Origin of the sequence: Microcoleus sp. SVA1B4 (assembly GCF_036700545.1) — a bacterium.
Lineage (GTDB): Bacteria > Cyanobacteriota > Cyanobacteriia > Cyanobacteriales > Microcoleaceae > Microcoleus.
In genome coordinates, this window is the sequence record NZ_JAUBPB010000013.1 from 21,921 (window position 1) to 39,244 (window position 17,324).

6 protein-coding genes are annotated in these 17,324 nt (G+C 46.7%); all 6 read right to left on the reverse strand.

Annotation, left to right across the window (positions count from 1 at the left end; all coding sequences use genetic code 11):
- Positions 1-88 precede the first annotated feature (88 nt).
- Positions 89-5,824: an amino acid adenylation domain-containing protein gene (locus QT987_RS08845; protein ID WP_333239085.1), complete on the reverse strand. Its 5,736-nt coding sequence runs from the start codon at positions 5,822-5,824 to the stop codon at positions 89-91.
- Positions 5,825-5,958: 134 nt separating this feature from the next.
- The gene (locus tag QT987_RS08850; protein WP_333239087.1) at positions 5,959-9,222 is read right to left on the reverse strand and encodes an amino acid adenylation domain-containing protein; all 3,264 of its coding nucleotides are present in this window, start codon (positions 9,220-9,222) and stop codon (positions 5,959-5,961) included.
- Positions 9,223-9,369: 147 nt separating this feature from the next.
- Positions 9,370-10,428, reverse strand: a complete 1,059-nt coding sequence (locus tag QT987_RS08855) for a TauD/TfdA family dioxygenase (RefSeq protein WP_333239089.1) — start codon at positions 10,426-10,428, stop codon at positions 9,370-9,372.
- 173 nt (positions 10,429-10,601) lie between these two features.
- On the reverse strand, positions 10,602-12,146 hold the full coding sequence (locus tag QT987_RS08860) for a condensation domain-containing protein (RefSeq protein ID WP_333239091.1): 1,545 nt from the start codon (positions 12,144-12,146) through the stop codon (positions 10,602-10,604).
- On the reverse strand, positions 12,133-13,821 hold the full coding sequence (panP, locus tag QT987_RS08865; protein WP_333239093.1) for a pyridoxal-dependent aspartate 1-decarboxylase PanP: 1,689 nt from the start codon (positions 13,819-13,821) through the stop codon (positions 12,133-12,135). Before panP ends, QT987_RS08860 begins: the two co-directional genes overlap by 14 nt.
- Positions 13,822-14,050: 229 nt before the next feature.
- On the reverse strand, positions 14,051-17,323 hold the full coding sequence (locus tag QT987_RS08870; RefSeq protein WP_333239095.1) for an amino acid adenylation domain-containing protein: 3,273 nt from the start codon (positions 17,321-17,323) through the stop codon (positions 14,051-14,053).
- Position 17,324 lies beyond the last annotated feature (1 nt).

Consider the following 17,324-nt stretch of genomic DNA (forward strand, 5'->3'; position numbering starts at 1 on the left):
TTGAGATTGTCAATTATTGGCAGATATTGTTGGTGAACCCGCCCCTACAGGAATCAGGCTAATCGACCGGACATGATATGAGAGGGAATTAAATTCCTGATTCAGGAATCATTTCGCCCATCGCTACAACAATTTTTCGCGAACCGATAAATGGATTGCGACTGTGAGCGGCCAGCATATTATCTAGCATTAAGATGTCTCCTGCTTGCCAGGGAAAACTAACAGCAGCTTGCGCGTACACTGCCTGAATTTCTTCCATTACTGAGTCTTCAATAGGAGTGCCGTCACCGTAATAGACATTGCGGGGGAGGTTCTCTTCTCCAAAAACAGAGAGCAAGGAAGCGCGGGTTGCCGCATCTAAGCAGGAAATGTGGTGCAAGGGAAGTTGATTGAAAAATACCATTTCTTTGGTTTTTGGGTGCTTGGCAATTGCGGGGCGAATTTTGCTAGTTCTCAAATTATTTCCTGCTTTCCACTCAAATTCCATCCCAGCTTGTCTGCAGTATTCCTCAACCACGGATTTGTCTTCTGTTTGGAAAAAATCTTTCCAGCTTACATCCAGTCCGTCTGTGTAGTTACGAACGTACATAATTTGCTTTTGGGCAAATTTTTCTCTGAGTTTCGGGTCTAGCAACTGGTAAATTTTACGGCAGTCAACAATCGGCGTTTCTCCGCCTTGTTGCGCTGGCTGAACGCAGAAAAACCAGATTTTCATCGGCCAGCGGTGCAGGTGCGAACTCTCGCTGTGAAATAAGATAGCTTTATCTGCTGGGTAAGGAGTTGAACCGTAAACTTTTCCGCTAACTCCTTCACGTGGCAAATCCCCGTACTCCCCAAACAATTCCGAACAAATTGAGAGTGCAAACTGCTCGAATGCGGCAACCACAGGGCCGATGAATCCTCGAAAAAGAATGCCTCCATGCTGTAGCAATTTTGCCTCTATAAATTCGCGGTTATTTTTCGCCCAGTCTGCGATATCGACATCGGCTACTGCGGGTTTTGCCACTAAAGGAAAGGGTTCGTCGGGATGCAGGTACTCGGTTTTTATCAATTCGCCTTGCGGCAAAGCCACTGGCTTCGGCTTGACGCTTTTGAACTTACTAAAATTGCTTTTTTCACGCTTTAATTCTTGCATGGCTTGTTTCTGCTTCTGGGCTTCTGTGAGAATTTCTAAAGTGTTCAAACGACTATCAGGCTGCGCTACAATGCTGCCGAGGAGGGTTTCAAAGCGATTTGACATTTGAGCGATCGTCTCTCTGTCAAATAGGTCGGAATTATACTTCCAACTGCCGACAATTCCTGTCTCTGTTTCCGACACAAATAGCGCTAAATCAAATTTAGCGGTGCCGCTATCAACTTCAACCGGGATTAAAGTTAAACCCGCCATTTCTAAATTCGGCATAGGCGCATTTTGCATGACGAATAAAACTTGAAAGAGCGGTGTTTGACTCAGGGTGCGATCGGGCCGCAGTTCTTCTACCAGTTTGTAGAAGGGCAAATCTTGGTGAGTGTAAGCTTTTAATGTCACCTCGCGCACGCGATCGAGCAATTGGCGAAATGTAGGATTGCCGCGCATATCGGTTCGCAAGACGAGGATATTGACAAAGAAACCAATTAAAGCTTCTGTCTCAACTTGTGTGCGGTTTGCCAGGTCAGTACCGACGACAATATCTTCTTGATTTGTGTAGCGATAAAGCAGCGTTTGAAGTGCTGCCAACAAGGTCATAAACAAGGTGACATTTTGTTGCCGACTAAGTGCGTTTAGGGCTTCTGAAAGTTGGCAATCAAGCTGGAAGTTTTGAATCTCAGCTCGATCGCTAGAAACAGCAGAACGCGGTTGTTTTGCTGGCAATTGCAGCGGGGGCAAAATTTGACCTAATTGCTGCTTCCAGTCAGCGAGTTTTGCTTCCAGAACTTCGCCTTGCAGCCAGTTTATTTGCCAAACAGCATAGTCTGCGTACTGTACAGAAAGTTCGGGTAGGGGAGAAGGTTTGCCACTGCAAAAAGCTTCATAAAGCGCCGCCACTTCCCGCACAAGTACCCCCATCGACCAGCCATCAGCTACGATGTGGTGTACTGTCAGTAATAGCAGGTATTCTGTCTCGTCAAGATGTAACAATGTGACGCGCAGTAACGGCCATTTTGTGAGGTCAAAAGGCTGTCGCGCTTCTTCAGCGGCGAGTCGCATTGCCTCGGCTTCTCGTTCAGCTTGCGATAACTCTCTTAAGTTTACGATCGGCAATGTGAATTTAAAAGATGAAATAATAACCTGAGCGGGTCGTCCTTCCACCGAATTAAAAGTTGTCCGCAATGCTTCGTGTCGCTTGATAATCTCCTGAAAAGTTTGCTCTAGAACGGCTACATTGAGCGCCCCCTTCAAGCGCACGGCTGCTGGGATATTATAGGCAGGATTCCCCGGCTGCAATTGGTCGAGAAACCACAGTCGTTGTTGTGCAAAAGAAAGGGGCAATTCTCCCTGCCTTGAGGCACGCTTGATGGGGGGTGCTTTCAGTTTTTGCGAGGCGCGATATTGCAAGAGGCTTTCGGTAACAGTGGCGACGGTAGGGGATTCAAAAAGAGAGCGCAAGGGCAGTTCAACTTGAAAAGCTTCTCGCAGGCGAGAAATCGCCTGAGTAGCCAGCAATGAATGACCTCCCAATTCAAAGAAGTTATCGTGAATTCCCACTCGCTCTAAACCGAGAACTTCCGCCCAAATTTCTGCAATTAATTGCTCGTCGGGAGTTCGAGGCTCGGTAAAATTGCTCTCGAATTCGGCTGTGTTTGTGTCAGGTGCTCTTAGCGATCGCCGATCGATCTTTCCGTTAGGCGTTAAAGGCATTGCTTCCAGCAGCACAAACGCTGACGGCATCATGTACTGCGGCAGTTTTTGTTTCAGGTAACAGCGCAAATCATTAATAAGTTCTGAGTCTTGAGTTTTGAGTTCTGAGTTAGGAACGATATAAGCTACTAAACGCTTGTCGCCCGGATTGTCCTCTCGAACGAGTGCGATCGCTTCTCGCACGGCTGGGTATTGGCTGAGTACCGCTTCAATTTCGCCTAATTCGATGCGAAATCCGCGAACTTTCACTTGGTGGTCGCTGCGCCCCATAAATTCAATGTTTCCATCTGGGAGATAGCGAGCCAAGTCTCCGGTTTTATAGAGGCGTTCTGAAAGAATAAACGATGAAGAATTAAGAATGAATGAAGCATGACTTTGGTCTTCTACAAAAGGGTTAGGAATAAACTTTTCTGCCGTCAGTTCCGGTCGGTTTAGGTAGCCTCTAGATAAGCCTGCACCGCCGATGTGCAGTTCGCCAAATACGCCAACGGGAACCGGCATTAAATAGCGGTCTAATATGAAAATTTGAGTGTTAGCGATCGGGCGACCGATGGAAACTGATTCATCTTTGCGATCGACCTGATAGAGAGTTGACCAGATCGTGGTTTCTGTAGGGCCGTATAAATTCCACACAGAAGCGCCGCGCAAAAGCAACTGATTGGCGAGGTGTCGGGGTAAAGCTTCTCCCCCGCACAGTATTTTTAATTGATTGTTTTCCTGCCATCCTGCTGCTAAAAGCATTTTCCAACTGGCTGGAGTAGCTTGCATAATGCTTGCGCCAGAATTTGTTAATGTTTCTAAAAGCTTTTCGCCGTTAGATGCCACTTCTCGGCTGGCTACAACAACGCGAGAACCTGTTGTAATAGGCAGGAACAGTTCCAGCGCTGCAATGTCAAAAGATAAGGATGTTACTGCTAGCCAAACATCGCCGTCTGCGATCGCGAGTTGTTGGCGCATAGAACTCAAGAAATTAACGGCAGAGGCGTGGGAAATTTGCACTCCTTTGGGTTTACCTGTTGAGCCTGAAGTATAGATGACATAGGCTAAATTGGAGGAATTTTGTAAACCCACGAGTGGCTCGTCGCAGCTCGATATGCCTTCCCAATCTGCATCCAGAAACACGAGGGAGGCGCTATTTTTGGGCAGGGCTTCTAATAGCTTTTTCTGAGTGAGTAACACTGAAATTTTCGCGTCTTCCAGCATGAATCCAAGGCGCTCTGGTGGATACGCTGGATCGAGGGGAACGTAAGCGCCACCGGCTTTGAGAATGCCGAGAAGCCCTACCATCATTTCTAGGGAGCGATCGACATAAATTCCCACCAAAACTTCTGGTTTGACACCGATTTTTTGCAAGTAACTGGCGAGGTTATTTGCTTTTGTGTTCAGTTCCCGGTAAGTCAGATGTTCATTTTCAAAGACGACTGCGATCGCATCCGGCGTCCGCTCTGTCTGCGCTTCAAATAGTTCATGTATGCACTTATCTTGCGGAAAATTCGATTGAGTATTGTTCCACTCGAACAGCAGTTGGTGCTGTTCAGGTTTCGTCAAGATTGGCAAATGTGAAATGCGCTGTTCGGGATTGGCAGCTATACTTTCTAGTAAGGTTAGAAAATGTCCGGCTATCCGTCGTGCAGTGCTAGCGTCAAACAAATCTTGGCTATACTCAAGCGTTCCATTAATACCCTCTAATCCTTCCTCCAAGTCAAGCGCTAAATCAAATCTCGCCGTTTTTCGTTCTATTTCCAAACTGCTCAACGTCACTCCTGGCAATTTTATCTGCGGCGTCCGAACATTTCGCAGAGAAAACAATACCTGAAATAGCGGATTATGACTTAAATCTCGTTCGTGGTGTATGATTTCTACCAGTTTCTCGAAGGGCAAATCCTGGTGGTTATATGCGCCGAGAGCTACTTCTCGCACGCGGCCCAGTAAGTCTTTAAAAGTCGGGTTGCTCGACAGATTGGTGCGGAAAACTAAGGTGTTAGCAAATAAGCCAATTAATTCCTCGATTTCGCGTCGGTTGCGGTTAGCAATGGGGGAGCCGACTAAAATATCTTCTTGCCCGGTGTAGCGATAGATCAATGTTTTAAACGCTGCCAGTAGCGTCATAAATAAAGTCGCTTTTTCCCGCTGGCTTAATAGGGCGATTTCCTCTGCTATTGCCTTGGGAATGGTGAATTTATGCACCGCACCTCGGAAGGTTTGTACTGCCGATCGCGGGCGATCGGTTGGCAAATTTAGTACCGGGAGATTGCCTCCTAGCTGTTTTTTCCAGTAAGCAAGCTGCGTCTCTAAAACTTCTCCCTGCAACCACTGGCGCTGCCAACTTGCAAAGTCTGCGTACTGTACCGACAGTTCGGGAAGGGGAGAAGGTTTGCCAGTGGAAAAGGCTTGATAAAAGGTGGCGAGTTCGTGAATAAATATTCCCATTGACCAGGCATCGGAAATGATGTGGTGCGTACTCAATAGCAGCACCCAGTTTGAATCGCTCAATTGCAGCAATTTGGCACGCAATAAGGGTGCTTGTGAGAGATCGAAAGCAAGCTTTGCTTCTGCGAAGATTAACCGTTCTACTTCGCGCGATCGTTCAGTTTCAGGAAGCGATCGCAAATCTATTTCTACAATTTTCAATTCCAGATTGGAAGCGATCGCCTGAACGGGTTGGCCGTTTATTGTCTTAAAAGCCGTTCGCAAAACTTCATGACGCTTGACAAGTTCGTTGAGACTGCGATCGAGGGCTCTCGCGTCAAGTGTTCCCGTCAAACGCACGGCGGCGGGGATGTGATAGGTAAAGTTGCCGGGATTTAGTTGCTCAAAAAACCACAATCGCTGTTGAGCAAACGACAGAGGAAAAGTGTTAGACTCTCGACTTTGAGGCAGAATTTTTTCTAGCGAAACGCTTTCTTTTTTCTGGTTGAGTCGCTGCAACAGCAACTCGCGCTTTTGGGGAGAAAGAGCCGCGATGCGTTCGATTAAATCACTCATTTTCTGACAAGCGAATTTCAAAGGTGGTACAATGCCCCGGATTTATGCGTGGAATCAATCCCAAATCTCAAATCTCAAATCCTCAAGCCCCCGCATTTATCCGTGGGGTCAATCTAAAATCTAAAATCTAAAATCTAAAATCGATTGACTCCTTGTTGGGCGAGAATTTCCTGTATTTCGGTTTCTGACAGTTGATCGAGGTCTGCTAAAACTTGAGCGAGCATTTCACTGTCTGTTTGTTCGGCTTGCTTTTGCGCGATCGCTACACCAAAATCGGCGACAGTAGCCGACTCAAATAAACGGTGCAAAGGCAATTCGACCTGAAATGCTTGGCGCACTCTGGAAATTACTTGAGTTGCTAATAAGGAATGCCCTCCTAATTCAAAAAAGTTGTCGTAAATGCCGACTTTTTCAAGTTTGAGAACTTCAGCCCAGATAGCGGCTAAAACTTCCTCGATATTTGTGCGAGGCGCGACAAAGTTTTCTGTCAACTCCGATCGCATTTCGTCAGGTGCGGGCAGTGCTCGTCGGTCTACTTTTCCGTTAGAAGTTAAAGGAAAACTTTTGAGTATCACAAAAGCAGAAGGCATCATGTACTCCGGCAATTTTGACGTTAAAAAATTGCGAATTTCCTTGTGGGTAGGTGCTTGTTTCAGCTCGGAAATCAAATAAGCCACGAGGCGCTTTTGTGCCATCTCGTCTTCTGGCGCCACAACTACAGCCTGCGCGATATCTGGATGTTGCCCCAGCACCGCCTCAATTTCTCCCAATTCAATGCGGAAACCGCGAATTTTTACTTGGTCGTCAATTCGCCCGATAAATTCGATGTTTCCGTCTGGCAAATAGCGAGCCAAGTCGCCGGTTTTGTACAGTCGCGTCTTTGCTTGCGTGTCAAAGGGATTGGGAATAAATTTTTCTGCGGTTAATTCAGGGCGGTTAAGATATCCGCGCGCCAAATTATCACCGCCGATGTACAGTTCACCAGGTACGCCTATGGGCACCGGCTGCAAGTAAGAATCCAAGATATAAATCTGAGTGTTGGCAATCGGAAGACCGAGGGGAACTGTGTCAAAATCGCACCCAATTTTATCAAATTCGACTTGATAAGTCAGGACACCTACAGTTGTTTCTGTTGGCCCGTAGTGATTGAATACTGAGCAACTGGGAGCAAGATTGCGGAGTCTTTTAATTAAGCTCCAGTTGGCAGATTCACCTCCTAAAATAAGCCGTTTACGGGGCAAAATTGACTTTGGTTGAGAGCAATTTAAAAGGGCGGCTAGGTGAGAGGGAACTATTTTGAGGCAGTCGATGGGATTGCGGCAGAAATATTCAGCCAGTGCCTCTGGATCGGTGGCGCGTTCTTGCGAGATAATATGCAGGCAACCGCCGAAACAAAGGGCGGGGAAAATCGCTGTATTTCCCAAGTCTGCCGCGAAGGTAGAAACGGTAGCAAAACTGGCTTTGGCTGGTAGGTTTAATTTTTCCTGAATGCTGTGCAGGTAATTGAGCAGTTGCCGGTGTTCGATCGCGACTCCTTTGGGAATGCCAGTGGAACCGGAAGTATAGATGACGTAAGCTAAATTGTCTGTAGAAACATGGGGCGTGTAAGAGGCAGAATTAGTGGGAATGTCTGTATCTATGCAAACAATATTTGCCTGAGTTTTCGGCAAGCTTTCGATGAGCCGCTGTTGTACGAGCAAAACCTTCACCTGAGCGTCTTCTAGCATTAGCGCTTTGCGCTCTATTGGGGTCGTTGGATCGATCGGTAAATAGGCGCCACCGGCTTTGAGTACGCCCAGCATTCCTAGGATTGCCTGTAGGGGCGGTGCCCCCGTGCCCGCCCCCCTTTCGACGCAAATTCCAACAATTGTGTCGGGCAAAACTCCCATGTTTTGCAGGTGATGGGCGAGTTGATTGGCGCGATCGTTGAGTTCTCGGTAGGTGATTTTTTCACTTTCAAAGACGACGGCAATGTTGTCTGGGTTGCGTTCTGCTTGTTCTTCAAAAAGCTGATGAACGCATTTATTTTTCGGATAATCTTTTTGAGTTTGGTTAAAGTCAATGAGAAGTTGCAGCCGATCGCGATCGCTGAGTATGTCTAGCTGACTGATAGCGACTTCTGGATTTTTGACTGTGCTTTCTAAAAGGGCCTGAAAGTGTTCTGACAAGCGCTTTATATCTGCCGCAGCAAATAAAGCGGAATCATAGTGAAATTCAGCGCTTATGGAATTGCACAGGCGGAGGCAGGAGAGCTTGAGTTTGAATGGCTCTAGGCAGGCATCTTGCCGAACAATAGAAAATGAAACGCCTGAATTACCATAGTTCTTAGGCTCTGCTTGGAAGTCAAAGCAGACGGGCCAAAAGCTGCTGCTTTTTTCGTTTTCTAGGATTTCTTCCCAGCTAAAATATTCTTGCCAGTTGTACATCTCGTTGAGATTAAGCTCAACTTGCTGCCTCGCTTGTGAGAAATTTAACTCGTCTTGCACTGGGCATCCTAGGGGTAAGTATTTGCACAGCAGCCCCAGAGAGTGTTCTAATTCTTCATATTTTCTGCCGTCAATGGCTACGCCGATTATCGGGTTTGACTCTCTGGTAAGCCGCCAAATGAGAATTTGCCAGCAAGTCAGCAGGAAGGCAGAAATATCGCTTTTGTGCTTTGGGGCGATCGCTTCCAGGCTGTTCAACAAATCACCCCGAATTTCCACCCTTTCTACTTGTGGCTGAAATTCCGCTTCTCCATTCTTCTTTTCCCAAGGAAGCGTTAATAAATCCCAAGATTCAATGTTCAGCTTTCGCCAGTATTCTTGGCCGCTTGCCGTTTCTTCTGATTCGAGTAACTCATTTTGCCACTCAGCAACATCGGCATATTGCATTGACTCATCAGAGAACTCTTCCCCGCACGCGCAGGCTGAGTAGGAAAGACTGAGTTCGCTGGTGAAATTTTTCAGGGTGGCACTATCTGCAATTAAGGCAGAGAAGTTCGCCAGCAATAGGTGCTTGTCTTGGGCCAGAGTGACTAAAGAGAAATGCCAAAGTGGGCCGCGCTCAAAATCAAAAGGAAGCAGGTTTAGTTGCTGAAAAAGCGCTGCGATTTTAGCTTCTTGTTCTTCGGGAGACAAACCGCTGAGATTATATTCCGAGATAGGAACTTCACCAGTGCTGGCGATCGCTTGCAGGGGTAGTGTCATCCCAGGCAAGCAGTGAAAGCTAGTACGCAGGATTTCGTGCCGATTCACGACCTTTTGCAGCGCACTTTTAAGCATCTCTTTGTCGAGATTTCCGGTAATTAAAATTGCACCTCGAACGCGATAAGTCTGTTGGCTTTTATTTTGCTGTAACCCCCACAAATGCCGTTGCTGTGGCGAAAGTCTAAACCCTTCGATTGTTTCGTTTTGCATATCTACAGTTCCTTTCATAAGCCTAAATGTCTTGACAGCTAGGGCGTATTTTCTTTCCCCTGAATTGCCTTAAATTGTAGGTTGGGTTGAGGAACGAAACCCAACATTTTTTGTAGATTTGTTGGGTGGCGCTACGCTTAACCCAACCTACAGAAGAGTTTGAAAACACGCCCTAAACGGTTCTGCCATACCGACAACAACCCGACGCGAACCAGAGAATGGCGTGCGTCCGTGCGCGGCTAGCATATTATCTAACAGCAAGACATCTCCTTCTTCCCAAGGGAAAACAATCGTTTCTTGCTGATAGCAGCGACGAATTTCGTCTAAGATAAAATCTTCAATGGGCGAGCCATCGCCGTAATAAGCATTGCGGGGTAAATCTTCCTGTTTAAAAGAAGTTAAAAGCTCTTTACGAACGACGGGTTCGAGATTGGAAATGTGGAAGAGGTGAGCTTGATTAAACCACACCATTTCCTGCGTTTTTGGGTGCTGGGCGACCGCTTGACATATTTGGCGAGTTCTCAAGCGATCGCCACTTTTCCATTCTAACTCTATTCCCGCTTTTTTGCAATACTCTTCTACCTCAATTTTGCTATCAGTATTAAAGACATTTTGCCAGGACAAATCTACGCCACCGCCGTAATTTCGCACATACATAACCTTTTTTTGGGCAAACTTTTCTCTAATCTTTGAATCCAGGCTTTCAAACACTTTGCGGCTGTTAGCGATCGGAGTTTCTCCTCCCTGTTCGGCTTTCTTGACGCAGAAAAAAGCGATTTTCAGCGGCCAATTTCGAGAATAAGCCATTTCATTGTGCAGTGGGATGAATTGCTCAGCAGGATACTCGGTGGAAGTGTAGATATTTCCGCTCACCTGACTGCGCGGAGTTGAGCGAAAAGAATATTCCAACAAGTCGCCAGCAATAGTTTGAATAAACTGCTCGAAACCATTCACCCCGCCGACTTCAAAGCCTCGAAAAAGTATTCCTCCGTGCTTCAATAACTGCGTTTCAATTGATGAGCGATTATTCTGTGCCCAACCTGCAAGATTTAATTTTTCTACTGTTGGCTGAACAACTAGAGGTAGAAGGTTTTCGGGCTGGAGGTAGGCGGTTTTGACTAATTCCTCTGAGGACAGGCTGACGGCTTTGCGCCTAACTGAGCCTAACTTTTGGGAATTGAAATTCTTTGTTTCTGTATTTGTCATAGTTTTTGGTTTGGTGAAAAATTGATCTCTTTTTCCCGAAAAAACCTGAGAGATTAATATCAAATCCGTTAGCATCGGAACTATTCATCTCTCTGTTCTCTTCCTCTGCGTTCTCTGCGTACTCTGCGGTTTAATCATTCCAATGCAACCGGAATTGATATGAGCCATCATTTTCAACTCTTCATAACTTTGCGTTTAGCCATTTTTAATTTTTGAATTCCCGAAAGATGAATTTGTTTTTGCTGCTCGATTTGGTGCTGCCTTTCTGCTTCGGCAAGAATTTCTGCCAAGTCGTCGATTCTGATATCTGGCTGGATGACTACCTGGTTGAGGAGGATTTGAAAACCTCTTACGATTCGGGCAATAGTCGCAGCCTCAAATAAGTCTGTTTTGTAGTCAAATAAGCCTTGAATTCCTTCTGAACTCTCCCAGAGAGTGAGGCTTAAGTCGTGTCTCGACATACCGACATCGGATTCCAGAATGCTCAAGGTCAAACCAGCTAACTCCAGGGGTGGCATGGGTGCATTCTGGAGTACAAACCACACTTGAAACAGCGGGTTATAGCTGAGATTTCGCTCCGGCTGCAATTCCTCCACAAGCTTTTCAAAAGGAACATCGGGGTGAGCGTAAGCTGCTAACGCGACCTCGCGTGTTCGACCGAGTAGTTCGCGGAAAGTTGGATTACCTGCGGTGTCAATTCGCAGCACTAAAGTATTGACAAAAAATCCAATCAGCTCCTCTAATTCCAGGCGGTTGCGATTGGCAATGGGAGAGCCAATCGCGAGGTTATCCTGCTTTGTTTGGCTGGATAGCAAGGATTGAAATGCTGCCAACAACGTCATAAATAGGGTGACATCTTGTTGCTGGGCGAGCGTTTTCAGCCTTTCAGTTAAAGAAGCAGAAATCACAAAAGATTGCTGCGATCCTCGGAAAGTTTGCACGGGAGAGCGCTGCCTATCTGTTGACAGCACAGCTAAATCGCCTCCCAATTGCTGTTTCCAATAAGCGAGCTGTTTTTCTAATTTCTCTCCCTGGAAATGCTGCCGCTGCCAACTGGCGAAGTCGGCATACTGCACGGGAAGTTCAGGCAGCGGGGAGGGTTTGTCAGTGGAAAAAGCTTCATAAAGTGCGGCTACTTCTCGCACCAATACCCCCATAGACCAACCATCAGAAATAATGTGGTGTATCGTCAGCAGCAACACATATTCTGCCGGACTAAGTTGCAGCAGAGTGCCCCGCAGTAAGGGATCTCGCGTTAAGTCAAAGGGGCGTTGGGCTTCTTCAAGAGTACGCTGCTCAATTTCAGCTTGCTGCTCAGTTTCTGGTAAATGTTGCAAGTTTACCACCGACAAAGCGAAATTCAAGGAAGGAGAAATCAGTTGAACAGGTTGCCCGTCCACTTCTGCAAAAGCAGTTCGTAAAACTTCGTGACGCCGGACAATTTCATTGAGTGTTTGTTGCAGTGCTGACAAATTCAATTGCCCTTGTAAACGCACAGCAGCAGGAAGGTTGTAGGCCGGGTTTTCGGGAGACAATCGATCGAGAAACCACAGCCGTTGCTGGGCAAAAGAAAGGGGAGCATAATTTTGCTGCGATCGCCTGGGAATACGCTGAGATTGCTCAGCCTGTACTGCCTCTTTGCCCAATGCTTTAAGGAGGAGCGCTCGCTTCTGGGGCGAAAGGTTTTTCAGTCGTTCTGAACGATTAGTATACATCATAATTTACCTCCTCGCAGCGGTCGCTGTTTGTGATAGTTAAGGAAAGCTTGGCTGCTATTTTTAGCTGGTCGTTTAAAACAAAATTGATATCTGCTTCAGTAGTAAGGGGGTTGGCAAGAACGACTCGAAAAGCAACAATGGGAATGGTTTTGCCATAACAGGTGTTTTGTAAGGTTGTTCGCGAGACGAAGGTGTGACCGGCTTGCCGCTGGGCCTCCTGAAGGCGCTCGTTAAATTCATTAATGAAGTGGTTGTCTGCTTCGGTTAGTTGTTTTTTGGCTGCTTTTTCCCTGAATGTTTCTGGAATGTAGCGGTATAAAAGAATATTAATTTCTGGTTCTAGCAGCAATTCAAATGCTGGATTTTCCCGAAGTAAATTGGCTAAGTGCTGCGTTTTATGGATGCCTCCATCTATCAAAAACTCATAGCCTTGATGGCCGATGATATTTAAGGCGGCTTGCAAGAACAAACTCGCACCCGATCGAGAGCCTTCGAGAGAGCGCTTGCCTAGATCGAGGGAGTCTTTTCGCACCGTGTAGGGTGCGTTTTTTTCAATAACTTTGGCGGTTTGGGGATTGCGGAATAAAACCATACCGATTCCCATTGGCAAATACATTTGTTTGTGTCCATCTATGGTGACGGAATCTGCTAGTTGAATGCCTGCTAATTTGTGCCGGTGACGTTGGGAAAAAAGCACGGGCCCGCCCCAAGCGGCATCGACGTGAAAGTGAGCGTTTGCGGATTGGGCGATCGCGGCTATTTCTGGCAGCGGATCGATACTTCCCGAATCGGTGCTGCCGGCGATACCGACAATTGCCAGAATGTGCAGGTTGCGATCGCGACATTCGGCCACAGTTTGGCGCAGCGCTGCCAAATCCATGCGGTGATTGGAATCGGTGGGGATTTTTAGGAGATTGCGATCGCCAATGCCTAATAAACCGGCAGCCTTTTCAAAAGAATAGTGCATCAAATTGGAGCCGATGATCACCATTCCCTTGTAGCCGTAAAACTCTAAAGCTGCGTACAAGCCTTCTTTTTCAATGCCACTAAAGTTATTTTTTTGCCCTAAAGAAGCGTTGCGAGCGCACCACAGGGCTGTGATATTAGCTAGGGTGCCGCCCGTTGTCATGATACCCAGCGTGCTCTCATTTTTTTGAATGTGCTGGTTATAAAAATCCTCAGAAAAATCGTAAATTAATCGGTGCATCATTGCCAAAGTCTGGCGCTCGCAGGGGCTTAAAACTTTGGCCGTTTCCATCTTGACTAAATTTTGATTCATCGCGGTTACAAGCTTCGCGATCGGGCGCACAAAATAGGGAAGTGCGCTCGTCATGTGACCGATATATCGCGGGGAAGATGTGTGGATGGAATGAGCAACGAGGGTTTGGGTCAAATCATCGATATAATTCCCAACATCTGTAGGAAGGGCGGGAATTTTGTTTTCCCTAAACTGCTGAATAATTAACTCTAAGTCAATATCTGTACTAGCGGTTTTTGCGTACAAAAAGTCTTGAACTAGGGCAGAAATTCGCTCCTCCATTGCTTCTTCTGCCACAAATGACTTTTCTGAGGCACTGAATAGCTCCATTAACTTTTCTTCAAGTGTGGTAACACAGGCTTTTAAGGGCTGCATTACATCTTGACAATCTTTGGTTTTAACTGTTAGTTTGTTCATTAGATTAATCCTGTCAAATGGGCTTTTTGTCTATCCTATTTTCCACCGAAGCCTTAAGGGTAATATCATGTCCGAGCGATTGACCGCAATACCCAAGGAGAGAGGGGCGGGTTTCCAGAATCTCCGATTTGTGTTGGAAATTAGGGCGAACCCGCCCCTACAGGAACCCTGGTTAATTGACCGGACATGATATAAAAGGACTTTTTGTGCTTTTTTAGCAACCCGATATTTACTCAATTAGCATCACAGTTTGTGCTGACTCTCCATCACTCTTTTCTAAGAGATCGAGCAATTCATCTATCTGATTAGCATCGGCGTTTGCCAGAATTTCTTCCTCGATTAGTTCAGCTAAATTCTGAATGGTGGGAGCGGCAAAAAAATCGCACAGCGCTAACTCTACCCCAAAGCACGATCGCACTCGCGATATTAACTGTGTTGCCATCAGAGAGTGACCGCCGAGGTCAAAAAAGTTTTGGTTAATTCCTACTTTTTCTATCCCTAAAATAGCAGTCCAAATCTCAGCAATTTCTTTCTCTGTGGGCGTTTGTGGCTCAGTGAATGCTGTTTCATCAGAAACGTAATCGCACCTTTGAGATAAGGCGAGACGGTCAATTTTTCCGTTGGGCGTTAATGGCAACGCATCTAATAGCATAAAAGCTGAAGGCACCATGTAATCGGGCAGTTTTTGCTTCAAGAATGAACGCAGTTCGGAAATAAGTTCTGGGTGCTGATTTCTGAACCCTGAGTTAGGAACTAGGTAAGCGACTAGGCGTTGACTGCCCGGTGCATTTTCCTGAAGCAAAACAGCAGCGGTGGACACAGAAGAATGTTGAGAAAGCGCTGCCTCTATTTCTCCGAGTTCGATGCGGAAACCGCGAATTTTTACTTGGCAATCGCCACGGCCCAGAAATTCTATATTACCATCCGGCAGGTAACAACCGATATCGCCTGTTTTGAACAAAACTTTTTGATGAGTATTACCGAGAAAATCTAATTTTTCTTGCCCAAACAGGTTAGAAATGAATTTTTCCGAGGTTAAGTCGGGGCGGTTTAAGTAGCCCTTTGCCAATCCATCGCCGCCGACGTAAATCTCGCCGGGAATTCCTATGGGAACGGGTTGCAAATTGCGATCGAGCAGATAAATTTGCGTGTTGGCGATCGGGCGACCGATGGGAACTTTCTCGACACAGTTAGTTGCATCGTACCACGTCACGTCCGCAGCTACTTCAGAAGAGCCATAAAGATTGATTAATACCCGCTGGGGCATCTGCTCTCGAAATTGCTGGCAAAGTTCGATCGGCAGAGTTTCTCCGCTGCAAATCCAATACTTTAATTGAGGCAAACGGCTGTCTAAATCAGGGAAGGAATCTAAGATAGCGCGCAACAAAGAAGGAACCAGCACCAGTCGGGTTACTTTTTGCTTTGATAAGGTTTGAAGGAATTGGTTAATATCTTTGACGGAGCGATCGCGAATAATCACAGTTGGCAACCCATGCAGCAAAGGAGCAAAGATTTCCCAAACCGAATCGACAAAATTTAAGGACGTTTTTTGACAGCAAATATCTTGTTCGATAAAAGGATAGGGGTTCCAAAAACAGCGATTGACTGTGCCTCGGTGGGTTCCGAGTACGCCTTTGGGAGTGCCTGTTGAGCCGGAGGTGTAGAGGACGTAAGCGAGGCGATCGGCTGCCACTTTAACAGCGGGGTTGCGATCGCTCTGGCGGGAAATTTCCTGCCATTCGGCGTCGATACAGACGACTTTTGCGCTGTGTTCGGGGAGGGTTTCTAGGAGGTTTTTTTGAGTCAAAAGCACCGGAACTTTTGCGTCGGCCAGCATGAAGGATCGGCGTTCTTGGGGATAAGCAGGATCGACAGGAACGTAAGCGGCACCGACTTTTAAAATGCCCAAAATGGCCACTAGCATGGAGAGCGATCGCTCTAAACAAATTCCCACCAAAACTTCGGGTTGTACACCTAGAGATTGCAGGTAATGCGCCATTTGGTTGGCTTTGGCATTCAATTCGCGGTAAGTCAATTGTTCATTTTCGCAAATTGCAGCCACTGCATCTGGGGTGCGCTCTGTTTGCGCTGCAAATAATTCGTGAATTGAGGAATTTTTGGGATAATCCGCTTGGGTGTCGTTCCACTGGACCAGTAATTGCTGGCGTTCGGCGGCGCTCAATAAGGAGAAATTGGATAGTTTTTGGTGAGGATTGGCAGTCATTCCTTCCAATAAAGTTTGCAGGTGTTTGAGCATTCGTGCGATCGCACTGTCCTCAAAGCAGCTACGATCGAAAATAATTTTCAGCGTCAATTCCGCACCGGGCATCGCCATCACCGTTAGAGGATAATTCGTTGTTTCCAAGGAGCGAATATTCTCTACTTTTAAGTTGTGAATCTTCTCCTGCAAAGAAGCATCCGAAGGATAATTTTCAAAAACGACCAAACTCTCAAATAGAGGCAAACTCCGAGGAACTTCGCTCCACCCCTGCACCTCAACGAGGGGGCTGTACTCATACTGCCGCGCCTCAACTTGTTGCGCTTGGAGTTGTTTCAAGCAGGATAAAATAGAATCCTGTGGATCAATTTTTACGCGCACTGGCAGAGGATTTACGAACAGCCCCACTACCGATTCAGCACCCATTAACTCTGGCGGTCGCCCGGAGACAACCGTACCAAAAACCACATCTTCCTCGCCGCTGTATCGGCTCAAAAGTAGCGCCCAAGCTGCCTGTACGAGGGTATTTAATGTTAGCTGATGCTGCCGCGCGGCAGATTGCAGTGCGGCGGTGGCTGTTGCAGAAAATATCACCTGCTGTTCGCCACTACTTTCTAAACGGTTTCCCGCGACAATATTGCTCCGGGCGATCGCAGTTGGAGCTGCAAAACCTTTGAGAGTTTGCCGCCAAAATGACTCAGCCGCAGATAAATCTTGCTGGTGCAGCCACGCGATGTAATCCCGATAAGGGCGAGGGCGTTTGAGGTGGAATTCCTCGCCCTGGGAGAAGGCTTGATAAAATGCAAAAACTTCCTCAAGAACAATAGAAAGCGACCACCCATCTAAAACTAAGTGGTGGTGGCTCAAAATAAACTGAAAAGTATCTGTTTCTAACTGCGCCAGTGCAATGCGAATTAAGGGAGCTGATCTCAAGTCAAAGCCCTGCTCGCGATCGGCTTTTAGGAACGTTTCTAGCTGCTGTTGTTGTTTCGATGCAGAGAGCGATCGCCAGTCCATCTGCTGCCAAGATAATGCAGCCTGTTTACGCACCGCTTGCACGGGTTGTTTCAAATTTTCCCACACGAAACAAGTCCGCAAAATGGGATGTCGCTCTACAACTTTTTGCCAACTATTTCTCAACGCAGAAACATTGAGATCGCCGCGCAATACGCACAGCAGTTGCCCGAAATATACGCCCGATTCTGGCTGGTAAAGGGAATGAAAGAGAATGCCCTGCTGCGCTGGGGAGAGGGGATAAAAATCTTCGATATTGCCTTTGCTCATC

What these genes read in the sequence shown, in the direction of transcription:
- QT987_RS08860 (WP_333239091.1), bottom strand. Translation starts at nt 12,146, where the DNA reads ATGATGTATACTAATCGTTCAGAACGACTGAAAAACCTTTCGCCCCAG.
- QT987_RS08845 (WP_333239085.1), bottom strand. Translation starts at nt 5,824, where the DNA reads ATGAGTGATTTAATCGAACGCATCGCGGCTCTTTCTCCCCAAAAGCGC.
- QT987_RS08850 (WP_333239087.1), bottom strand. Translation starts at nt 9,222, where the DNA reads ATGCAAAACGAAACAATCGAAGGGTTTAGACTTTCGCCACAGCAACGG.
- QT987_RS08870 (WP_333239095.1), bottom strand. Translation starts at nt 17,323, where the DNA reads ATGAGCAAAGGCAATATCGAAGATTTTTATCCCCTCTCCCCAGCGCAG.
- QT987_RS08855 (WP_333239089.1), bottom strand. Translation starts at nt 10,428, where the DNA reads ATGACAAATACAGAAACAAAGAATTTCAATTCCCAAAAGTTAGGCTCA.
- panP (WP_333239093.1), bottom strand. Translation starts at nt 13,821, where the DNA reads ATGAACAAACTAACAGTTAAAACCAAAGATTGTCAAGATGTAATGCAG.